The sequence below is a fragment of the Parabacteroides sp. AF21-43 genome (genome assembly GCF_003635435.1).
Lineage (GTDB): Bacteria > Bacteroidota > Bacteroidia > Bacteroidales > Tannerellaceae > Parabacteroides > Parabacteroides distasonis.
This window is the reverse complement of sequence record NZ_QTMG01000020.1, coordinates 36784-61193: the sequence shown is the minus strand read 5'-3', so window position 1 is coordinate 61193 and position 24410 is coordinate 36784. Positions and strand designations below refer to the sequence as shown.

The following is a 24410-nucleotide window of genomic DNA, read 5'->3' as shown; positions in this document are numbered from 1 at the left end:
TAGGCTACTTAGTGAGTAGCGCAAAAGGTGGGAGAATGGTTATTACTCAGTTGTAGAGACGGAGCATGCTCCGTCTCCCACCGTCTGACAGTAATTTAAAACATCTTTTAGAGGGGATGAGACGAGGTATACCCATCTCTACAAGAATGTATGTTCGATTTTAGGGGGGGACGTGATGATTTCGGAAATACGAGGCCATTTCGTCTCTATTGCCATGTCTATACATCAGAAATAAGAACGAAGATTTAACGAGAATCCAACTGGAAACACAAACAAACCCTAATGATTGCTTGTTTTTTGTTATTTTTTACTACATTTGCGGCGTGAAACAAACGCTACTCACTAAGTAGCCTCATCCCACTTTCGACACATAATTATAGACACAACCAAAGCAAGTGCTATTCACCTCTGTCATTTTTTCTAAAGAGAAACTTCTCAGATAAATCTGGGTGGTCTTGATAGACTTATGCCCCAATAATTCACTGATCATTTCTATAGGGACATTTTGCTCTTTCAATGCCATGGCAAAGGAATGGCGGATCGTATAAGAAGTAACATCCGATGCTATTCCAGCGGCCTTTTTCAACGCCTTCAAATTTCGATTGAATCGGGATAGGGCCGCATTGTATTCGAGATATGCCTCATAGCCCGTCTTCGTTCCACTCAAAAAAGGGAATAAATAGCCTGAGGCCGGCTTCTTGTCACCCATTAATTCCTTGCGCATCAATTCTGCCGTATCCAAGATTTCCAGTCTCATCGGTGTGCCTGTCTTCTGCCGATTATAGTCCAATATCCCGTTTTTGATATTCCTTTCTTTTAGGTGGGCGAAGTCCACGAACGACATTCCTGCATACTGAAACAACAAACAAACGACCAGTTGTGTCTCCCTTAGCACCTCACTCTCTACCTTCACCGTCATCAACTTATGTTGGTTCTCTAAGGATAGGGATTTCTTGCGCTTACTCTCCACTCCCGTAAAAACTCCTTGGAACAAACCGGGGATATATTCCGCATCACCATTCTCCACCGCCTTGTTATAAATACAACGCAAACGGCGGATATACGTGGAGACCGTATTACGCATGCAATCGTTTTCCAACAAATAAGCCTCATATCGGTGAAGATTGGCCTTATTGATATCCGAATAGGAAATGTTCTCTGTTCCACTATACTTTATAAAGGAGTTCAACGCATCCTGATAACTTTTGGCGGAGGAATAACGCTTTTCCTCTCGTAACTGGGACATATACCTTCTCACCCCTTCCACGAATCCTTTCTCATCCATATCTCTCTGTTTTTTAATAATATTTGAAATGAATAGACAAATGTAACCATACTATCTGAATGCAAAAAGAATTACCGAAACACTATCATAATGTTAACTTCTTAAACATATTTCAAACACAGACTTTTTCAAAACAGTTACTTTTAAACCGATTATTATGGAATTTAGTACCCAAAACAGCACATTTTTTAGGATATATCCTAAACTTGTATGTATTTAGTCGGCTTATAATTTCTATTTCCCGTCAGATAACCGACATCTACCCGGCATCTAGTTCGGATTATCCGGCACTTGCTCTAATTTAGCTGGGATCTACTCCTAATCTCAATCTTTTGTACACTGAAAAACGAGACTATATAGAGCCTTTGCGCTCTAGAACGGCAAAAAAGTCGACTGATTTTCAAATATCATTCAGGAGGCATTTATTAGTTTTCTGAAACAAGAGATATAATAATTCGGCGGATATTGATAAAAAGAAGGCAAACTGCAAGTATTTTCCTTCATACACATTCTATTCGTCAGGGCTTAACTACCAGAGAATCGCATATAATACACACACACCCTATCCTATCTCAAATACAAGAAGCAGAAGGAGAGAGAAATGACAAATTGACATAATTAAGCCGTATTAATGACTTCTATCGATTGAATACACAATATTAAATTAGCAGAGACTTGCTTGCAGGTGTCGTTTTTTTTCACGAATATTGCAAACCAAACAACCAAATAAACATATTCAGTTTACTAAAGTTAATCTTAAAGAAAGGAGAGCCTATGAAACAGGAGCCATCATGAACCATATCTAGCAAGGAAACTGGCTGGAAGATATGGCTATATAATCCAGCCAAACAAGTTTCTAAACGCCTTTAAATCAATTAATACTAACACTAAAACATTACAAATGTATGAATGAAATTTGTAAGGGGAATCCTAACCCCCGATTAAACACAAAAACTAAATTGGGCAGAGTCATGAAGTTAACCTCAATCCCGCTATTTATTTTTACCACAGGGGTATACGCTTCCGTACACTCCCCAAACATGCGCATTAAAAGCGACATCATGATTATAGAGAAACCATCAATCGTATCCACCCCGCAACAAAACACCCGTCAGATCACCGGAACCGTGATTGATGCTACCGGTATGCCGATAATTGGCGCCAATGTGATGGTAAAAGGGACAACAAACGGGACAATAACGGATATAGATGGAAAATTCACGTTGGAAGTAGCCAAAGACGCTATTTTGCAAGTGTCCTATATCGGTTATATGAACCAGGAGATTCCGGTAGGCAATAAATCGGTTTTAAGCATCTCCTTGCAAGAGGACACACAAAAGTTGGATGAGGTGGTAGTGATTGGCTACGGTACGATGAAGAAAAGTGATATCACGGGGGCTATCTCGTCCGTGAGCGAGGAGAAAATCGCTCGCCAAGCAGTGGCCAATGTTTCTACCGCATTGCAAGGCTTGGCTACCGGTGTATCCGTCACTTCCAGTTCCGGATCTCCGGGTTCCGCCGCCACGATCCGTATCAGAGGTGTCGGTACGGTAAACGACGCGGAGCCATTGTTCGTCGTGGATGGGATGCCCGTGACGGATATAAACTACCTGAACACATCGGATATACAGTCTATGGAGGTGCTTAAAGACGCTTCCGCTTCCGCTATCTACGGTTCCCGTGGCGCGAACGGCGTAATCCTTATCACTACGAAAAAAGGCGCCGCTGGAAAAACCACCGTTACGCTCGACGCATATTGGGGTATGAACAAAATATTGAATAATCTCGATTTGATGTCAGGTCCGGAATGGTACGACTATCAGGAGCAGTTGAACACAGTGAGGAGCGTTCCCATCAACTTGGCCCTTGTCAATCGTAATGTTTCCACCAATTGGATGGACGAGATTACGCATACGGCCTTTATGCATAACTACAGTGTCGGCATAAGCGGTGGTAAAGAGAACGACTATAAATTCAATCTGGGCTTGAACTATATCAACCAAGATGGAACGATCAAGAAATCCAACTACGAACGGTTCAGTGTCCGTCAAAGCACGGAAAAAACGGTGCTCAAAGATCATTTGGTAGTGGGTACCAACGCATCGATCGCGAGATCTACCGACGCAAGTATTAGTGAGCGCAACAGTAGTAATGTGTACGACTCCGACTATGGTGTCGTAAGTAACGCAATCCGTTTGGATCCGGTAACTCCCGCCCAAAACGCAGACGGTTCATATGGTTACTCTCCTTATATTGACTACTATAACCCATTGGCAAGTATCATGTATCGGGATAATCAACGGGAGAAACTTGCTTTCATCGGCAATATGTATGGGGAATGGCAGATTATAAAAGGATTGAAGTTCAAGAGTAGCTTCGGAGCGGAAATCAGAAGGGTAGACAATAAAACCTTCTCGCCTGTCTATGAGGTATCCTCAAGCCAAAGAAATTTAGAGAGTAGTTTATCGAAGTCGCAGACCAAAGGGCATTACTATACGTTCGAGAATACCCTTTCGTATGAGAAAACGTTTGCCGAGAAGCACTCCATATCCGCTCTCGTAGGTTATACCAACGAATGGGGTAAGCAGGAAACCTTGAGCGTAAATGCGAGAGATCTTATCGGAGAGTCGGATAACCTGCATTATATAGACGCTACGCTGGACAAGAACAAGACCACGGCCAGCAATAGCGCTACGGAATATGGTTTGATGTCTTATCTGGGCCGCCTACACTACGATTACAATAACAAATACCTTATTACAGCCACTTTCCGGCGAGACGGCTCCTCTAAATTCTCTTCCAAGAATCGCTGGGGTAACTTCCCCTCGTTCGCTCTAGGTTGGAGAATCGACAACGAACCGTTCTTCCAGAAATTGAACGCCGAATGGGTTTCCTCCTTGAAACTCCGCGGGGGCTGGGGACAGATCGGAAATCAGAATATCACCAATTATGTGGATCGTAGTTTGCTGTCATTGAGTACGCAATACGGCGCTTTATTCGGAGCGAGAGAGAATGAGACCTTGTATCAAGGTATTGCCGTGAGCAGATTGGGCAATCCGGATATTAAATGGGAGACCACGGAATCTCTGAATATCGGTCTTGACGCAAGCTTCTTTAACACCCGCATGGTCTTCAGCTTCGAGTATTATTACAAGACAACGAAGGACATGCTGCTGGCCGCTCCTATGCCTATCTATATGGGATATGCCAGCAACACCTACACCAATATCGGCGAGGCGAACAACCGCGGTATCGAGATGAATCTCGAGTGGAGAGACAAGACCGAAAGTGGTTTCGAATACAACGTGGGAGTAAATATGTCGACCATCCGTAACCGCATGACGAAATTGAATGGTGGCACACCAATCTCCGATGGACCATTCCGAAACGGAAGCATGTACCTCACCTATACGAATGAAGGTATGCCTATCGGCGCATTCTGGGGCTATAAGACAGACGGGCTTATCCAAACACAGGAACAGTTGAATGCCGTTAAGCGGGCGGATTTCCAACCTAATGCCGAATTGGGCGATGTATTGTTCGTAGACACGAACGGCGATGGTAAATTAGACTCGAGTGATAGATGCATGATCGGTAATCCTATTCCGGATATCATATACGGTATCAACATGGGTATGGCGTGGAAAGGTTTCGACCTCAATTTGCAGTTTGGTGGAACAATCGGTAATCAAATATTTAATGCGATGCGTTATTACACCTACTTCCCGAACGATATAACGAACAAGGATAGAGCGTTAATGAACTATTGGACGCCAAATAATACAAATACGGACATCCCTCGCCTGACGGCTACGGACGTAAACGACAATGACCGCTTCTCGGACATGTACGTAGAAAACGGGACTTATTTCCGCTTGAGAAACGCCCAGCTAGGTTATACCCTGCCCGCTTCTCTCACGCAGAGGATAAAACTACAAAAAGTACGTTTTTATGTAAGCGGCCAGAACTTGTTTACGATATCCAGTTACTCGGGTATGGATCCGGAAGTGGGTCAGTCCAGCTCTTTGTCTAGAGGTATAGATTACGGTATCTATCCTCAGAACATTTCATTCACCGGAGGTATTAATGTTACTTTTTAAAATTTATAATGTCATGTTTAAAAACAAATATATCATAGGAATCGTACTAGCGATTTTAACAGGATTCAGCAGTTGCGCAGATTTGGATTTAGCTCCGTTAGGAAGTCCGGAGGCTGGAGAGATATCAGAGGAAAGACAAGCTTTCTTGCGTCTGACCGCTGTCTATTCCGTCATGAAGGACTTCCGTTACACATGGTCAATGCAATGTTTCGGCGACGTGTTGTCGAATGACGCGACCTACAGCGGTTCTTCGAACGACGCACAAACCTTCACGTTGCTGGAGAATTATCAGTATCAAGCGGATCATACCGAGATCTTGAACAAATATCGGTATTCTTACCAATGTATTAATAAGGCCAATTTGTTTATACGGGATATGGAAATGGCAGACGATGCCCTATTCTCGAAATATAACAGGGAACAGATGATCGGTGAGGCCAAGTTTATTCGCGCCTATACTTATTTCGAGCTTGTGAAAACCTTTGGTGGTGTTCCTTGCTATACGGGAGTCTTGGATCTCGATCATGAGAGACTCGGACGTGCGTCTGTCGAAGAGATATACTCGGTTATCGAGCAAGACCTAAACGATGCGGTTAGCGTATTACCTAAGAAAAGTGAGGTGGCTAACTACGAGTCAAGCTATGCGGGAAGGATTACCAAAGGCGCGGCCATCGCCATGCAAACACGTATTTATCTGTATGAGAAAAAATACGATGAGGTAAAAAAGGCATTCGAGAAATTCCAGAATGAGTGCGGGGGTGAGTATAGCTTGGTCGCTCCGGAGGATTACGCTTGGCAGTTCTCACTGGACGGCGAGCACTGCTCTTCTTCAATCCTTGAAGTAAATATGTATACCTCCACAACCCAAAGCGGGTATGGCGTTAATAACGGCAACCGTCACGTGCTGATGTCTATGCCCCGAAACATGACGATCGGCTTCGGTTGCGCACAACCTACACAGGCCTTGGCAGACGCTTATGATGCCGAGGGGGATATCATACGAAAGAAGACCACTCTCCTTTCCACGGAAGAGGCCATAGAGATCGAGACCGCAGCCAAAGGCGATGTGGCACCCGTTACGGACGACCGAACCGGTTGGTACAATCGCAAACTATATCTCGCGCCCGGGCAAAGAGAGGAGAATAGGGGAAATAATCAACCCACGAACCTCAGGCTTATCCGCCTTGCGGAGGTATATTTGAACTATGCCGAGGCTTGTTATTTCAGCGGCGATATCGCTAATGCGCAAAAGTATCTGAATGAGGTAAGAAGTCATGTCAACTTGGCTCCTAAGAACCATACAGGAAGCCAATTGTTTGAAGACATCATGAATGAGCGTCATCTGGAGTTCGGAATGGAAGGTTTCCGGTTCTTTGACGTGGTACGTGTAGGATGGGGCGAGAAAGTCTTTAACGGAACCAAGAAGGCGGAATTTGGAGCTAAGACTCCTTTCAGCACCGGTGCGGAAGTATTGCCTATACCTCAAACCGAGATTGATATTAGTGACGGTTTAATAACTAATTAATAAGGAAATAACAATTCGCAAAAATCATAATAGCATGAAAAGGAATTTAGTATTGCTCGGAATCTGTCTCTTGGCCGTATCGTTCGTTGGAGAGGCCTTTGGACAGAAGAAAAAACCTCGTATCGGTATTGCCGGTATACAGATAGAAAACAGCGTGTTCGTCCCGAATAGGCAGCCGCTCGTAGGACACCCCGTAAGAATGCCGGACTATCTCAGCCCAGACTCCGCAATGGGACAGGCGGCCACTTGGCTTCCCACGCAGATTGGCTATGGCGGTGGAAGAGGCCCCGTGACAAAAGAATCGTACGACGCGTTTGTGGAAAAAACATTGGAGATGATCAAGGCCAATATGCCATATGACGCTTTCTGGTTTTATAACCACGGAGCTTGTAGCGTGGAAGGCGTAGCCGATCCCGAGGGCGAATTCATGGAGAAGGTGCGTAGCTTGATCGGAAACGATGTCTTGACTACCACCACGATGGATCTTCACGGAAATACGTCTTGGTTGGTAGCTCTCAACTCCGATTTGATTACGACTTATCGTCAAGCACCGCATGCGGATTCTCGTGAATCACATCGGCGAGGGGTTGTCAATTTGTTGGAACGTCTTGAATCAGGGAAAGGGCGTCCGGCATACAAGGCATGGGTTGCTGTTCCTGTCCTAGTTTCCGGCGAATGGTCGAGTACCCGTGTCGAGCCTGCGAAATCGCTGTACGCATTGGTTCCCGAGGTTGAAGCCATGCCCGGAGTGATAGACGCAGGGATCTGGATCGGTTATGTTTGGGGAGACAACCCACGGAACCAAGGAACCGTGATGGTTTACGGTGACGATGAGGAACAGGTAAAAGCCGGGGCGAAGAAACTCGCCCAGAAATTCTGGGATGTCCGTAAGCAGTTCTCGCTGGAAGCTCCGGGATATTCGCTCGAGAAATGTATCGATTTGGCAATAGCAAGCAAAAAGAAGCCTTTCTTTATCAGTGATATGGGAGATAATCCCGGCGGAGGCGGCTCAGGCGAGGTCACTTGGACTTTGGCGAGACTCTTGAAGCGTCCGGAATTCCAGACTGATAAGGGAAAGAGCGTTCTTTATTGCTCCATCCCGGGAGAAGAAGTGGTTAAGCAGGCACGTAAGGTCGGCGTAGGCGGACACGTAGAAGGCATGGTAGGTGCCATGGTCGATAATTCCTACGAAGGTCCCGTGAAATTATCGGGTACCGTGGTTTATGTCAGTCCGGAAGAAGACAAGAACGCGGAATCATGGAGACGGAAAAGAGATATCGCTATCGTAAAGACCGGAAGCGTTTATGTGGTAGTAGGCACATCGTCTCCCACTCCAAACCTAGAGGGTTCAGGAATTGACCCGAAGGAAATGGATATCGTAATGGTTAAACAGGGTTACCTTGTAACCCAATGGTACAATATACAAGCGGATTGGGTGATGGCTTTTACAAGGGGAGGCGTGGATCAGGACTTCAAGAAGCTTCCCTATAAGAATATCGTGAGACCGATGTTCCCGATCGATCCAGACATGGCTGATCCGGAATTGAACGTTATCATGGTTCCTTCCGCCAAGCATTACTATGGCAGATAGATCGTATTGATCGATTTTTTACTGCAATGCCTATGCAGTGTTACTGCAATAGGTGTTGCAGTATTACTGCACAGGCATTGCAGCATCACTGCAACCCGGGTTGCAGTGATGCTACTAAATTATCCTATATTCCTACTCAATAACTTTCGGACTTGCTCCTCCGTTAAATTCCGGCGGCTCGCATAATCTCTCATCTGCTCCTCATCGATAGAACCGATCATGAAATATTGAGAAGAGGGATGGGCAATATAAATCCCACTAACCGAAGCCGTAGGATACATGGCACCATTCTCGGTTAACGAAACACCAATTCGCGACATATCGAGCAATCCATCCAATGTGAAATTCAATAATTGATCCGGTAGAGAAGGGTAACCGATAGCCGGACGGATTCCTTGGTATTTCACCTTGTAAAGATCCGGGATAGACAAGGATTCGTCTTTAGCATATCCCCAATATTCTTTACGTACTTTCTCATGAAGATATTCGGCTGTAGCTTCCGCTAGGCGATCGGTCAAGGTTTGCAGCAACATTGAATTATAGGTATCGCCTTCTTCCTCAAATTTATCCTTCAAACAATCAGCGCCAGCTCCAGCGGTAACGACAAACGCCCCTACATAATCAGTTCGCTCCTCGGAAACCGGTATTACATAATCGGAAAGACATTTATAAATATTTTCCTCTTTTTTTACTTGCTGACGTAATAAAGGCAGCGCTATATCACCCATTCGGATCGTATCCCCTTCACTATTCGCTGAGAAAAATCCGTAAATCGCTTTACAATATTCAACCTTCATATTGACCAGCCGATCCAATAACCTAACAGCATCCTTGTATAATTGCATCGCCTCGGTAGCCTTCGCACGATCTTTTTCCGGGAATCCGGCCAACCAAGAGGCACGACAAGAATCGCAACCATGTATCTGGGAGATTTCCGAGAAACGGCCATTCAATTTCCATGCGCTAAAAAAGAAGGTCCAGTGGATATAAGGAATCACTTCTTCCAAGGGGATATAAGGGATAACATGTACCCCCATCCGGGCCGGAACAACCGGTGTATACCCGGTCCAATCTATTTCTATCGGATGCTTACGAGCCTCTGAAAGAGAAGCCAAGGTCTCTTTCTTCTGCCCTAAAGAGGCACGCAAGGCTTCTTGTTCTTGTTCCAACTCCCTGATATAAGCGTCACGGGTATCTGGATTCAATAGTTTGGCGGCGATCAACGGATTCTGTGAGGCATCCAGCACATGAATCACCGGATAATCATAATGCGGAGCGATCTTCACCGCCGTATGCAATTTGGAGGTCGTAGCGCCACCCACCATCATAGGAATCGTAAGTCCCGCTTTCTGCATCTCGTCTGCGACATGCGCCATCTCTTCTAAAGAAGGGGTTATCAAGCCGGATAAGCAAACCAGATCCGGTTTCTCCTCGATCGCTTTCTTTATGATCACATCTGCGGGAACCATTACCCCTAAATCAATCACCTCGTAGTTATTACAAGACAATACGATAGAGACGATATTCTTACCTATATCATGTACATCCCCTTTTACCGTAGCGAAAATCACTTTACCGGCCTTCGCGGAGCCGGAAGCTTTCTTTTCAGATTCAATGGCCGGTTGTAAAATAGCCACGGCCTTTTTCATCGTACGTGCGGTCTTCACGACTTGAGGGAGAAACATCTTTCCGGCACCGAATAACTCGCCGACCTTATTCATTCCGCTCATTAACGGACCGTCAATTATATCCACGGCATGCGGATAAATCCGCAAGGCTTCTTGTAAATCGTCCTCCAAATAGTCTCCGATCCCTTTGATTAAGGCATGTTCCAAACGCTCCTTCAATGAAAGCTCACGCCAAGCCTCATGCTTCTCCGGAGTTTCTCCGGAAGCTTGAACATGTAAATTTTGAGCATAAGTAATTAATTCCTCGGCAGCTTCCGGACGGCGTGCCAAGATCACGTCTTCCAACAAGGTACGGAACTCCGGCTCTATATCCTCATAAAGTACGGAGGTAGACGGATTCACGATACCCATATCCATCCCCTTCCCGATCGCATGATATAGAAATACGGAATGCATAGCCTCGCGTACATGATTGTTCCCCCGGAAAGAGAAAGATAAATTACTTACACCACCACTCACCTTCGCACCCGGCAAGTTCTTCTTGATCCATTCAACGGCACGGATAAACGCCAGACCATAGCCATTATGTTCCTCCATACCGGTAGCGATCGCCAATACGTTCGGGTCAAAAATAATATCTTGGGGATTGAAATCGATCTTCTCGATCAATAGGCGATAGGCCCGTTCACAAATCTCAATCTTTCTTTCATAGGTATCCGCCTGCCCCTTCTCGTCGAAAGCCATCACGACCGCAGCCGCACCCAGTTGCTTAATACGGGCGGCATGTTTAAGGAAGACCTCCTCTCCTTCTTTCAAGGAGATGGAATTCACGATGCTCTTTCCTTGCACGCACATCAAGCCTTCCTCGATCACTTCCCATTTAGAAGAATCGATCATGACGGGTACACGGGCAATATCCGGTTCGGAGGCGATCAAGTTTAAGAATGTCTTCATTTCTTTCACGGCATCCAACATACCATCGTCCATATTGATATCGATCACTTGGGCGCCATCCTCCACTTGCTTACGAGCGATCGTCAACGCTTCCTCATAACTGCCTTCTTTTATCAAGCGTAAGAATTTCCGAGAACCGGCCACATTACAACGCTCTCCCACGTTCACGAAATTATTCTCCGGTTTCACCTCCAGCAGTTCCAAGCCCGACAGCCACAGGCAATCCGGTTTCGGAGCCGGGATATGCGGTTTAGCTCCTTTCACCAACTCCGGATACCGGGAGATATGCGCTGGAGTCGTTCCGCAACAGCCTCCGATAATGTTCACTAATCCCTCTTCCACAAAAGGCTTCACATGTTGGGCCATTTTATCCGGCGTCTCGTCATAGGTACCAAAACTATTCGGCAATCCGGCGTTCGGATAAGCGCTGATATAATAGGGGGCATACTTCGCCAACTCTTGTAAATAGGGCTTCATATCCGCCGCTCCGAAAGAGCAGTTTAAGCCAACCGAAACAATATGTGTATGCTGTATGGAAGCTAAGAAGGCCAATAAAGTCTGTCCGGAAAATGTTCGTCCACCTTGCGCAGACAAAGTCAAAGACAACATAATCGGCAGGTCTTTTTCTTTCTCTTTCAACACGACCTCAGCCGCTTCCAATCCCGCTTTTACGTTCAACGTATCGAAAGTAGTCTCGAAAAGGATGATATCCACCCCGCCATCAACAAGTCCCTCGACTTGCTCCTTGTAGGCATTATACAAATCTTTATAAGTTACGGCACGATAAGCGGGATCGCTTACATCCGGACTCATGGAAGCTGTCTTATTGGTAGGACCGATCGATCCGGCCACGAAGATCGTACGATCCGGATGCTCTGCCATATAGGTATCCGCCACTTCCCTCGACAATCGGCCGGCGGCCAGATTTATCTCACGTACATAGGCCTCCATCGCATAATCTGCCATGGAAATAGCATTCGCGTTAAACGTATTCGTAGCGAAGATATCCGCTCCCGCATCCAAATACTGACGATGAATAGACTGGATTACATCCGGGCGGGTGATACACAATAAATCATTGTTCCCCTTCAACTGTCTCGGAAAATCGGCGAAACGTTCGCCTCGGTAATCTTGTTCGTTTAGTTTGAAACTTTGGATCATGGTACCCATACCACCATCCAAGATCAAAATGCGCTCATTCAAGAGTCGCAGAAATCGTTCCTTATTCATAAATATGTTTTACCTTTCTTGCGTACATATAACTATATCCCCGGAGGATCCATACCACAGCGATGGCGAAAAACAGACGGGTAGGCACCACCCAAAGAACGGGTACCCCTATCGCGGCAAAGATGATCGTATCTTCCAACAGGGAATGGCACACGGCCAAATGATGGTTCAGCAAGTTGCCGTCACCGTAAGACAACTTCCTCTGCTCCATTTGCTCTACCATAATAGCCCCGCCATAAGCCAGTCCGACCACATTACCTACCAACCACAAAAAAGCGGCATCTTGAGGCAAGCCAAATAATCGCATCAGTGGAGAAAAGACCGAGGACAATCCTTTCATTAGATTAAACTCTTCCAATATATAATGAAGGATCATTAAAGCCGTAACAATTATCAAAATAGAAATCACCACCTTCATCGAGCTGGTAAACCAAAGTACGAATACTTCCAACCAATTATCGCATACAGCCGCGCTTTGAGCGATCCCGACCTGTCCCCATCCTTCATGGGGCATTACCCAATTCAAAGAAAAGGCGATCACGAAACTCATGATCAAACGGAGCAGCGTCATCTCCCAGAAAGAAGACCCGGTCTTTGCCTGTACGGAGGATTCTACCATTAGATTATGGGAAGTAAGGCACATCAATGCCAATATCGTAGCTTCACGGACTCCTAAAGACATCGAGGTGATCAAAGCGATCGGAGCATATAATGGGGAGAATATACTGGTTATAAAAACAATGGCTGTCTCCCCCGGCAGACCCACCAACGAGAACACGGGCACTAACCAATCCGAGATCTGACCTAATATTCCGGAATATTGCAATATACGGACCAATAAAGAAATAGGCAAAATAATCTTTAGCAGCCATAAACACGTCTTGCCTGCTTTAGGCAGAGCTTTCAGGATACATCCCCAAACCCTACCGATCACGCCTTGCCCTGTTTCCATCTCGACTTATCGTTTGAAAGCCCGATCCATCTCCCGTCGGTCGTCACGTTCCCGGATGGAGTCTCGCTTATCATATTCCTTTTTACCTCGTGCGATCGCGACGACTACTTTCGCCAATCCTTTCTCATTGATAAACAAACGAGTGGGAACGATCGTAAAACCACTAGCACGAACCGCACCCTCGATCTTTCGTAATTCCTTTTTGGTAAGAAGTAATTTCCGGTCCCGCCGTGCGTTGTGATTATTGTACGTACCGTAAAAATATTCGGCGATGTACATATTCTTCACCCACAGTTCCCCTTTTTCCACGATACAAAACGTATCTACCAAACTCGCCTTCCCTAAACGGATCGATTTAATCTCCGTTCCGGTCAGTACGATCCCGGCCGTAAAAGTGTCGAGCAACTCGTAGTCGAACGTCGCCCGCTTATTCTTTATCTGTATGTTATTACTAATCTTCTCCTTCATCTTGTGTTATTCTGTCAAAAACTCAAACCGGGCATCAGCATCGATAACAAAATCTCGATAACTGCCGGAGTCAGTAATATAATGGCGGTTGTAAATCCTACGAACTTCAAGCGGATCTTCTCCTCGACTCCCATATACGGACCAGCGCCTTCCCAAACAATATAGAATGTATAAAGGATAAATATCCGCAAGAAGAAAAACTCGGGAAGCAACATCAATACGATATTCAAAGCGAACATCAACGACGAGGAATACCCGACGAAGCGCAACCACAGTTTCAAATCCTTCTCCCGTTTAAATATACCTTGCCATATCTCGTTCATCAGATAAGCCCCGAGGTAAAAACCACCGAACGAGGACACCAATGTCCGGATAGACGACTTCAAGGCCAGCTCTAAATCAAACTCCTTCCGCGTAAACAATACGCCCAGAAAAGCCGCGACAGTAACGAAGCCGATCAAAGGATACACGAATCGGGATAAGAACTCCTCCTGCTTCTCTCCTTTTTTCGCTAACAAGACCCACGCCTTCGCCGGCTGTGAGATGATAGCGATTACCCACCTAAATATCTCCTTATACATCTCTGTTTACTTTTAAATAGCAAAAGTATATATTTAATTCGTAAAACGCAACGTAAATACGTCGGTAGCCCCCCAAACACATGCGGTTGTATCCGCATTATAGCGTTCGGCATAATTTATTTTAAAGTTTATCTCATTTTGCCCCTCCCTGCTCTCTATCGCTTTGGCTTGGTCCAAAAACTTATCGATCGTAAAAGCGGTCGTATTGATCCATTTAGTGGAATCGCCGGTACCCCCCTCTTGGGTTACCCGGAGATATAGGTTATAGATCCGTTGTCCGTCATCATCTTTTTCCACCTCCTGATCAGGGTTATAGGATAAATTGAAAATATCCTTTTGGTCTACCTGATGATTTACATGTTGGGTTTGCAAGAAGAAACGTCCTTCCAAATAAATACTTTTCTTAAAGTCCAGCGTAACCAGACGCTCCTTGTCCAATACAACCGTAGTATCAGTCAATGTCTCATGCAAAGGCCATACAGCGACCGAATCATACTTATAAATCTCAGCGTTGTAAACACCATTGCCCAATTCCTCGCTAAAATTCGTCTTGAAATCAACCACACAGCAGTCGCCATCTTTCAAATCCGTCCGATTCTCAAACTCAGAGGAAGAGACGATAAAGATCTCCCCTTGATCATCCGCCGTGTAGATACATCGCATAGGATTCTCACGTATCACTCCTACTCGATGATAATTGATGGAATTACTTCCATCCCCCATACAAGAGGTCATTAAGAAAAATAAGGATAAAAATAAGCCGTATAAAATTCGCTTTCTCATCTTCTTTAGTTTATAAGTAAAGGATCTGTTACTCCCCATGTAAACTGGGTACTATCTTTCGGATTAATTTGATCGATATAATGAATCCGAACATACATATCCGCGTCGCGTCCACCTTGTTCTCGCATATCCTTGATAAAATTCGCCAGATTAAAGGCATTGATAACCGCGATAGCCTCCTCTGCCTTATCCTCTGGCTTTCCGGTCGTAGCGGCAGCCCGTAAATATAAGGAATAAATTGATTTCCGATTTTCAACAACTGGTTGTTGAGTCGGATCATAAGTCAGTTGCCAATTTAAAGCCCGGTCTTTTGTTGTCCAACAGGCGGAAGGCAAAAACAAATAATCTTCCAATTTGACGTACAGAACAGAGTCGTTCGGATTAACCGCAAGTATCGGTTGCTCATTTGTCAATAGTTTATGCGTATCCGTAAGAGGACTCTCAGCGTTTTGCTGGTTAACGGCGGTTTCCCCTTGTATCGTCACCGTATAATACCCTTTTTGTTCCGCACCCGTATTTTCCGGCAAGCTAGGATCATAATCAAAACTCACCAACAAGCATTTACCCTCTGAGTATGAGCTCAGCTTCGTCGCATAGATCCAGCCGAACCGGGTATTAGCCATCATCAACGCGCTATCTCCATGTTGACGAACCACAGCGGCGGTCGTTCCCGGATTATAGACGTTATTTATGTCTTTCAGGCAAGAAGTAAACAGACTCACGATAACCGCCACCCAGACAAAACCTATTAAATTCTTGTATCTCATTTCACAATACTCCTCTTAAAGTACGCAAAGATACGATCTTTACCCATATACATAAAAAAAACGGCAAAAAAATAGGGCGTATCGATAATCTTCTTATCGGTACGCCCTCAACTTCTATACTAATTTCTTTATGAGTTTTTCACGACTTGGAATAGAACGGTATAAGAAGCCCATTTCAAATCCGTACTATCTTTTTCATTAATCGTATTTAGATAATTGACCTTAAGATTAAAAGACTTTGAATCTTTATTAGCCTCAGCGCTATTCACAGACTCCAATACAGACTTAACATTAAACGCACGGACTTCTCCTATGGATGATGCAGCAGAACCTGTTCCGTCCGCTACTTTAGCGACACGCAAGAACAAGTCATATGTCGGGACATTATCCACCATAGTAGGCTCCTTTGAACGATCCCAATATAAAGTATAAGAATTTTTCTGATCCTTAAACATATCCATTGTTATAAAGAAGAATAAATAACCGTCTACATACACCCCATAGTCGCCATTGCTAAATAGGTTTTTTACAGGTATCTCATTCTGAAGTAAGCTGGCCGAATCTGGCACATTATAAAAGACTGGCTGTCCTTTTGTTATCTCATCTGCCACAGAGATTGTCGCTGTTAAATAACCATTTGTCGCCGCATTCGCATTCTCCGGAGAATTTAGGTCTAATTCATAGTTGATCAAGTAACAAGCTCCGTCAACTACTTGTGCCGATAAAGACGGAGAGTATAATGCTCCCATATTTGTATTCAGTACCGTTTTATATGTCTTTTCAGAAAGACCTGCGACACCAAAGCCGGCACGAGTCACCGTATTATTCGATTCTCCAAGACAAGAGGTCAACAACAATAATGACGCAGCCGCCGCTGCTCCAATTAATTTAAATGCTTTCATAATTCAATTTTTCTATTTTTAAGTATTTGTATTTACACTGTTAATCTATCGAGTATTAAAAACCAAAACGAAATCCGAACTGAAGGCTCATGTTAAACGGCTTCTCCGAATGGATGGTTTCGATCTCGCTACCATTATCAAAATAATAACTGGCTCCCACCTCAGCGAAAGCGCTTACAAAACGGATAATCGGATAACTTACACCCGCACGGGCATTTACAGACCATAGCCATTCTTTCATTCGAATATGTTCGCTTTGCTTTGCGATCTCTACCTCATCCGAGAATAATTTCATTCTACGTTTGCCTGCGACATTCACTTCCGCCATACCTCCGGCAGAGGCGTAAAACATAAAACGATTCCATTCCGCGATCTTATAAGTCAATGATAATGGAATTCCTATAAAATGCAATCGCTGATCATTCTCTATATGATACGTATTATTCGTACTCCACTCCGATCTTAAGTAAGAATAAGTTAATCCAGTCTGCAAAGAAAAACGATTATTCAAATAACGACTAATTGAGATCCCCACCCCAATAGGCGTCTTATGATGAATATCCGTCTTAGCAGGATCTTTCTTCTCCGCATCGAACGAATTTAAGCTCATCAGATTCTCACTCTTAAGCACGCTGCTATTCGTCACATACTGAGGGACCAGATTATCAGCGCCCATAGAAAGACCTCCACCTCCCATACCGAACCCCCATTTCCGGGACGCAGTCTTCTCCGGCTTCTTTTTAGCAACAGGAGTAGCATCCGCGACAAGTACATCATTCTTGAGAACAACTATCTCATCATTATTCCTTTCAACCTCCGGCTCAACGGTATCTTTCTCATTCGCCGGTATATCAGCAGACATTACCTCCGACTCAGAAATAGGCCGATCCTCTGCGCTCTCTACATTTTGCCGGAACGCTGCCATCCTAGCCTTAGCTCCCACTTTAACCGCTCCAGATGCCGCTTTTGCCTTCACGACCGCAGCAGCAGGAATAGTCGCTAATACGGGTGCTTGCTCCATCGTTTTCTCTACCGGAACAACCGGGGTATCCACGGATGTCGACTCTTGTGAAGACTGTATTTCTTGGGCTATAGGTAGATCTTCCATCTCCCTGTCATATAAATAGATACCACCCGATACGACCAATAAGGAGATCACGGCGGCGGCAACCCAGTAGCGAAGCGTACGACGCAAAGGAACCGGAGCCTTTCCGGGCAATCGATCGGCTATAGCCTCCCAGTCGCCGGGTAGCGTATCCATCTCGAAATCCTCTAGCTTCGATCGGATCGCGTCATCCCATATATCTCTTTCCTTTTTACTCATCTTATCTCAATACAATGCGTTAATTCTACGTTGTAATAACTGCTTGGCACGGGTATATTGGGAACGGGAAGTACTCTCTGTTATGTTCAACATCTCACTGATCTCCTTATGAGAATATCCCTCTATCGCGAACATATTGAATACGGTACGGAAGCCAACCGGCAACTCCTTCACTAGATTCATCAACTCAGCCGCCGACATGTCCGAGATAGCCGAACTATCGGGTTGAATCAGTTCCGCCGTATTGTCAAGATCGGTCGCTTCACGCAACACATCCGACTTTCGCAGATATTCCAACGCACAATTAACAAAGATCTTCCGCATCCACCCCTCAAATGAACCACTCCCTGTATAGGAATCCATACTGGTAAAGATTTTCACGAAGCCATCCTGCAACAAATCACGAGCCGTTTCCCTGTCGTTCACATAACGAAGGCAAACTCCCATCATTTTTCGGGAATACGCATCATAAAGCTCTTTTTGAGCTCGTCTCTCCCCCTTCCGACAACCCTCTATCAGTTGTAGCTCATTCATTCAGTCGTGCCTTGAACGTCTCCCTTCTGGAGACTGTACAATATTAGGATGTAAATAATTAAACAAACGCTGCATTCCGTAGAAAAATTATTTCATAAACAGGGCGGACACTCCGGCCCGCCCTCACGGAACATCTGCAAAGATAAGATGTTCTTATGAATTTCCATGTTAATGAGCGTGAGTATGCTCACTTTTTTTCGCCGGAGGTACCGGACAGCCGGCGCCATTATCTACCGGAACCGCTTCCATACCGATCTTTTTGAAGGCCGCGGCCAAGCGGGTCTTCGAAGTCTTATCCGTCTTGTAAGTCACAATGGCCGTACGGGTGCTCAGATCACATTTCAAGTCGGTCACTCCTTTCTCGAAAGCGATATTTTTCTCGATCTTCTTGATACAGTGATCACAATCCATCGCTTCGATAAAGAATGTCACAGAGTCCTTCTTCTTTTTCGCTTCTTGGGCGAATGTCATCGATACCGTACATACGGCACAAAATAGCAACATAATTAATCGTCTCATAATCAATTGTTTTTTTAATATTAACAGTTCTAATTATCCATTCATATCTACCAAAAGAAAAGCACCACTATAGGCATCGGGCTACACGTATATAGGCGTAGGGGCACACCAGTATACGCATAGGCCTACACGTATATACGTACGGGCTTATACGTATATACGTGTCAATCCCTGCTTATATTAAAGCGGATACCCGCATAAATTTTCCGTCCATGCACCGGTCCCCACACCATAGATCCATCGAAGTTATCCCCTCTGGGATTGCTGGCATCGATAATCGGATTCGGTTGTTTGTAATTAAACAGGTTCTCCGCTCCCACGTAAATAGACCATTGACGGAAATATTTCGTAATCTGCGCATTCACAACCGTATAAGCCTTAAAATTCGGCTCCCATAACGGATTAGACGCATCCGGTGTCGGCATACGACCGCCTCCATTAAACTGGCCGGTCAAATCAAACTGCCATTTTTTCAACGGGGTTTGATAAGAAGCGGTCAATAAACCTTTATAATCACTAACCAACGGCTTTTTCAATCGATGCGCCACACCCTCCTCATTCCGGTAATCGGTCTTCGCGTCCGTATAACGATAAGCGGCCGTTAACGTAAATCCCCGGAAAAAAGGATAGGAAGCCTCCACTTGGAAGCTATTCGAATAGGAACGCCCATCCAGATTGTAGAAACGAACCGCATGAGGATCACTATCCATATCCACCACGATTTGCTTCAAGAAATCGGTATAATACCATTCCCCGCTCAAGCTCAGTTCCTTCCCGAACAAAGGTATATAAAATGACAGATTCAGACCGGTATTCCACGCTTCTTCTTGATCCAGATTGTCGGCGATATACATTTTTCGACTACTGGATAACAAAAAGTTGTTCTCTGCCAGCACATTCGCTGTCCGGAATCCTTTACCTGCCGAAGCCCGGATATGGAACCAGTCAAAAGGATTATATTTAATATGTACACGAGGGGTTACAAAGAAATCATACAACGTACTATAATCCGCACGTACACCCGCCAATAAGATCAGTTTATCATTCAGATTGAACGTATATTGGGCATAAGCTCCCGGCACGACTTCCGTACGGTCATAGGCATGACGGACCGACTCTCCTCCCGCATATTGAACCAGATTCTCGTCGAAACCATCATAGTTCATACTTAATCCGGTACTCAAGCTATGCATCGGCGTAAACTCCTTTTCATACAGCAAACTGGCATATACATTATTCTGATATACATTATAGGGCGTACGGTCATATCTTGATTTTTGCTCATGATAAGAACCGGAAAGTATCAATGCCACGCTCTCTACCTTTTCCTTATCGATAATATAGGCCTGCTTCGTAAATAATTCGGCCCGGTTCGTATTTAAATGAATCCGATACGGGTCGGTGAAATCATGGTGTTTCGTATCCTGCCCACCGGTACGGCTCTCATGCAGATAGCGAACTCCGTATTGAGCCACGTATTTATCCAATTTATGATACCAACGATTCATTACGTTCACCTGTTCCCTTAGCGGCGTATCGAGAAAACCATCGTCATTACCGTCATGTTGCATTTTATCATTCGAGTAGTGTACCAATAAAGCGGTAGAGAGCTTGTCGTTGATATGCCAAGAAGCATCCGCATTCCCTTCATAACGTCCGGCATCACTAGCGAACACATTAGCAGAGAAAATATCCGCCGTAGGGGGCTTCTTGAATTCCACGTTGATTTGTCCGGCCAACGCCTCATACCCATTCTTAACCGAAGAGGTTCCTTTAGACACCTGAATACTTTCCATCCAAGCTCCCGGAACATAATCCAGCCCATATAAGGAAGCGGCCCCCCGGAAATTCGGGTAATTCTCGGTCAACATTTGTACGTAGGTTCCCGCCAATCCCAACAGCTTAATTTGCCGGGCACCTGTAGCCGCATCCGAGTACGATACATCGACAGACGGATTTGTCTCAAAGCTCTCCGCCAGATTACAGCAGGCCGCACGGCAAATCTCATCGTACGTAATTTTCTGAGTTTGCAATACGCTCGTACGGGAAGCGATGGTTCCCATCTTGCGCTCACTAACCACGACCTCATCCAAGGCGATCTCACCTTTTAAGAAAATCTGCATAGCATCGTCCTTCTCATCCACAGGGGTGACCTCAGTCATATAACCGATATAGCTAACCACCAGATTCTTGGAGTCACCTTTTCGTTCTAACTCGAAATTTCCATCCACATCGGACGTGGTTCCATTTTGGGTTCCTTCCCAATATACATTTGCACCGATAATAGGTTGTTTGTTTTCATCACATACACGTCCTTTCACTTTCTTGCCGGAATCCTCGGCCCAAGTCAAAGTAAAAGTCAAACAGGGCAGTAAAAATATCAGATATAATTGTCTTAACATGATAGTTGTTATTTGATTGAATCGTTAAATACAGTTTCCGCAGGGATAGAGCATCCCCTACCTTAAAAAACCAAAGGGTATTCAGCGAGCAGCTTCCACCCTCACGAATACAATCAAATCAAAAGCGTAGTCAATAAAGAAAGGTACACACGAGGACAGGCTACGGGAGGACCTGTCACCCTAATCTCATAGGAATCAGCAAATAAGGAAGCGATTTGTAAACTCTCGAAAATAGAGGAGAAGAGCAAATCATGTACGACTGGTTGCAGATCCGGTACTTGTATATTTACAGAATTCCAATCAAAATCAACCCGTTCAATGCCACAGCCGTTCATGCCACAACACTCCACCGTATTATTCGCAAGATTATCACGACTATGATCATGTCCATGAATCTCACAGCACTTAGCTTCCAATAAAGCCTCCACTCCCTCTTTCTCGCAAACGCCACAACAATAAGATACGAAATTAACCCCCGCTCCCCCATAAAAGATTAAGGAAGCAAGAATTACAAGAAACAAGGATGTGGCAAATCGTCTCATATGCCGCAAAAATAAGCAAAAAAACTCGAAATCAAAATACCCCCTTTACTTGATAAATTTAGACAGGTAATAATAGGTATCCGGAGAAGGTTCACTCTCTATCCGGTAACGGGTGGAAGCCGTTACAGAAAATGTATACCCACGTTCAGACTCTACATCGATAGGAAGAAAAAGCTCGTTGCCATAAATATTTGTAGCTAATATGGATTTTGCCGAAGCCGTATCGATCGAATCTGTCAATGAATAATAAACGGTATAAGTTAAGTCCTGCTTTTCCGACACAGGTTTCTCCCAAGTTAAGTGCAACTCATCGTCCAAACGTTCCACTTTGATCCCCTCCGGTGCGGCAGGTACCGAATCATTCAGCCAAGTCAATGGAGGCAATTGGGCCGGATATTTATAGTAATTGTCTCTCAACTCTTTATAGAGTCCCTTATCATTATACAGGACATTTCCACAACGAAAGAACGCACAGCCGGCTCCTCCGTAATAACGGCTATAATCGATCTGGTCCGTTATATCATTCACGGCCCAGTCCGCCTCACTCTTGTCCATCCGATAAGCTCCCAAGCCGGGTACGACCAAACGCCCGTTACAATTATCCACCCAATTATCCACGAAAGGAAAGAAATTCTTATGCAGGTAATACATCATCGGAACAATCATATCTTGTTTACCTTGTTGCATCCATATCTTCGGGTCTTGGAAGACACTTTCGTAAGCGGTCCAACCCGCGTTAGGTACCCGTTCAATACGATTATATTTCCCGAGTGGCGAACTGCTCACCTGTACCCAAGGTTTCGTTTGCTTTACCCAATCGTAAATACGGTAAACCATCCGGTTGATATTCTCCCTACGCCAGTCTGCCAGAGACTTTTTCTTACCGGATCTATTATACAGCGCTTTATCCGGGAATGTTTTCGCCTCTTCGGGATAGCGGATATAATCAAAATGGATGCCATCTATATCGTAGCCATTCACGATCTCCTTGACTAAGGATAAGATATAATCAGCGGTCTCCGGTACGCCGGGGTCCAAATACCACTCCCCATTATGCCGTTTGCAGAGTTTTGGTTTCTTTTTAACCACGGAAAGCTTTCCTTGCTCCTTCACGCTTTTTTCCGTTCCCAACGGGAAAGTCACGAACCACGCATGACATTCCATTCCCCGCTTATGGCATTCATCAACGACAAAAGCGAGTGGATCATATCCCGGTAATTCTCCATACTTACCGGAGAATGTCTTACTGACTGGTTCGATAGCCGAACGATACATCACGTCTCCCCTCAAGCGAGCCTGAATGAAGACCATATTAAAATTCGCTTCTTGAAGCCGGTCCAAGATATCAAGCAATGCCTGTTGCTGGGCTTTTCGTCCCGCCTCGGTAGTAGCCGGTTTATGAGGCCAATCCAGACCATAAACCGTAGTCAACCAAACCGCACGAATTTCCTTTTTGGGAGGCTCTACCGCTTGTAACAGACAAAAAACGGGTAAAGCCAGCGACAGGATAAGCAACAGACAAAACTTTCTCATCTTTATAATGCCTTATTGAGCCCGCGAATGTAGTATTTTTTGAGTCTCTTCCGGTAAATCAGTCGTAATAAAATCGACTCCCAGATCGATCATCTCTTCCATTAATTTAGGGTCATCTACGGTCCAGACATTCGAAGTCATGCCTAGGACTTTACAATCCTCCACCCAATCCGGATGAGATTGCAAGACTTTATAATGGTAGTCTAATCCTGTAAAACCAAGCTCTTTCAATTCCATCGGGGATAATTCTCCATTCAGATAAGAAACCTCAGATTTCGGACATAGACGGATAAATTCTTTACAAGCATCCATATTAAAAGATATGTAATCCGTACGTTTCGCTAATTTCATACGCTTCACCATATCTACAACAGCTTTAGCAGCCTCACGGTTGCGTTCCGGGGTCTCATGAGCTTTCAGTTCTAAAATTAACCGGACATTCTTCAATTTCTTCGCACGTTTCAAATATTGCTCTAAAGTAGGGAGCTTTTCGCCGTTGCTCAATTGCAAATCTTTCAATTCATCATAAGTACAGGATTGAATATGTTTTCCTTGGATATCATTATCATGGAATATTACCAGCACATTGTCCGCCGTAAGATGTACGTCGAATTCCGAGCCATAGGCACCAATCTCGCTGGCACGTTCCAAAGAACGGATAGAGTTCTGAGCAGAGCCCTCCGTTTTCCAATACCCCCGATGGGCGATCACTTTCGTGTTATCCTTTGCCGCTACCATTCCTGCCATCATCAGGCAAAGTAGCAAAAGAAGAGTAGATTTTAAATTCATG

18 protein-coding genes are annotated in these 24410 nt (G+C 44.8%); 3 read left to right on the top strand and 15 right to left on the bottom strand.

Features of this window, described 5'->3' with window-relative positions:
• Positions 1-352 precede the first annotated feature (352 nt).
• Positions 353-1285, bottom strand: a complete 933-nt coding sequence (locus DWX84_RS14110; protein ID WP_005865208.1) for a site-specific integrase — start codon at positions 1283-1285, stop codon at positions 353-355.
• A gap of 905 nt (positions 1286-2190) precedes the next feature.
• Between DWX84_RS14110 and DWX84_RS14100 the strand changes: the two genes are divergently transcribed.
• The 3 genes from DWX84_RS14100 to DWX84_RS14090 are packed head-to-tail and all read left to right on the top strand — an operon-like array spanning position 2191 to position 8501.
• The gene (locus tag DWX84_RS14100) at positions 2191-5385 is read left to right on the top strand and encodes a TonB-dependent receptor (RefSeq protein ID WP_172618159.1); all 3195 of its coding nucleotides are present in this window, start codon (positions 2191-2193) and stop codon (positions 5383-5385) included.
• 13 nt (positions 5386-5398) lie between these two features.
• Positions 5399-6910 carry a RagB/SusD family nutrient uptake outer membrane protein gene (locus tag DWX84_RS14095; RefSeq protein ID WP_121961084.1) on the top strand — a complete coding sequence of 504 codons (1512 nt, stop codon included), beginning with the start codon at positions 5399-5401 and terminating at the stop codon, positions 6908-6910.
• A 34-nt stretch (positions 6911-6944) separates the two neighbouring features.
• Positions 6945-8501 (top strand): M81 family metallopeptidase, encoded by a 1557-nt coding sequence (locus DWX84_RS14090; protein ID WP_005855465.1) that lies wholly within the window; start codon positions 6945-6947, stop codon positions 8499-8501.
• Positions 8502-8620: 119 nt separating this feature from the next.
• Here DWX84_RS14090 and metH read toward each other — a convergent pair whose 3' ends face one another.
• The 14 genes from metH to DWX84_RS14020 form a co-directional block, all read right to left on the bottom strand.
• Positions 8621-12313, bottom strand: coding sequence for a methionine synthase (metH, locus tag DWX84_RS14085; protein WP_121961071.1), 3693 nt, complete (start codon positions 12311-12313; stop codon positions 8621-8623).
• On the bottom strand, positions 12306-13265 hold the full coding sequence (locus DWX84_RS14080) for a nucleoside recognition domain-containing protein (RefSeq protein WP_005855462.1): 960 nt from the start codon (positions 13263-13265) through the stop codon (positions 12306-12308). The genes metH and DWX84_RS14080 overlap by 8 nt, the downstream gene beginning before the upstream one ends.
• A gap of 6 nt (positions 13266-13271) precedes the next feature.
• Complete coding sequence (gene smpB / locus DWX84_RS14075) at positions 13272-13733, bottom strand: SsrA-binding protein SmpB (RefSeq protein WP_005855460.1); 462 nt, start codon at positions 13731-13733, stop codon at positions 13272-13274.
• Positions 13734-13747: 14 nt separating this feature from the next.
• Positions 13748-14314 (bottom strand): YIP1 family protein, encoded by a 567-nt coding sequence (locus DWX84_RS14070; RefSeq protein ID WP_005865193.1) that lies wholly within the window; start codon positions 14312-14314, stop codon positions 13748-13750.
• Positions 14315-14347: 33 nt separating this feature from the next.
• A complete protein-coding gene (locus tag DWX84_RS14065) occupies positions 14348-15097 on the bottom strand; it encodes a hypothetical protein (RefSeq protein WP_121961072.1) in 750 nt (249 codons plus the stop codon).
• A gap of 5 nt (positions 15098-15102) precedes the next feature.
• The gene (locus tag DWX84_RS14060) at positions 15103-15864 is read right to left on the bottom strand and encodes a hypothetical protein (protein ID WP_121961073.1); all 762 of its coding nucleotides are present in this window, start codon (positions 15862-15864) and stop codon (positions 15103-15105) included.
• Positions 15865-15992: 128 nt separating this feature from the next.
• The gene (locus DWX84_RS14055) at positions 15993-16766 is read right to left on the bottom strand and encodes a hypothetical protein (protein WP_005865187.1); all 774 of its coding nucleotides are present in this window, start codon (positions 16764-16766) and stop codon (positions 15993-15995) included.
• Between the two features lie 55 nt (positions 16767-16821).
• Positions 16822-18090 carry a porin family protein gene (locus DWX84_RS14050; protein WP_005865185.1) on the bottom strand — a complete coding sequence of 423 codons (1269 nt, stop codon included), beginning with the start codon at positions 18088-18090 and terminating at the stop codon, positions 16822-16824.
• A 6-nt stretch (positions 18091-18096) separates the two neighbouring features.
• The gene (locus tag DWX84_RS14045) at positions 18097-18624 is read right to left on the bottom strand and encodes an RNA polymerase sigma factor (RefSeq protein WP_005865183.1); all 528 of its coding nucleotides are present in this window, start codon (positions 18622-18624) and stop codon (positions 18097-18099) included.
• 168 nt (positions 18625-18792) lie between these two features.
• Positions 18793-19143, bottom strand: coding sequence for a cation transporter (locus DWX84_RS14040; protein WP_022193096.1), 351 nt, complete (start codon positions 19141-19143; stop codon positions 18793-18795).
• Between the two features lie 164 nt (positions 19144-19307).
• Positions 19308-21545, bottom strand: coding sequence for a TonB-dependent siderophore receptor (locus tag DWX84_RS14035; RefSeq protein WP_121961074.1), 2238 nt, complete (start codon positions 21543-21545; stop codon positions 19308-19310).
• Positions 21546-21658: 113 nt separating this feature from the next.
• Complete coding sequence (locus DWX84_RS14030; RefSeq protein WP_008771636.1) at positions 21659-22087, bottom strand: hypothetical protein; 429 nt, start codon at positions 22085-22087, stop codon at positions 21659-21661.
• A 45-nt stretch (positions 22088-22132) separates the two neighbouring features.
• Positions 22133-23620: a glycoside hydrolase family 10 protein gene (locus tag DWX84_RS14025; protein ID WP_057329385.1), complete on the bottom strand. Its 1488-nt coding sequence runs from the start codon at positions 23618-23620 to the stop codon at positions 22133-22135.
• A 12-nt stretch (positions 23621-23632) separates the two neighbouring features.
• Entirely contained in the window at positions 23633-24409 is a 777-nt protein-coding gene (locus DWX84_RS14020) for a glycerophosphodiester phosphodiesterase family protein (protein WP_122377538.1), read from the bottom strand.
• Position 24410 lies beyond the last annotated feature (1 nt).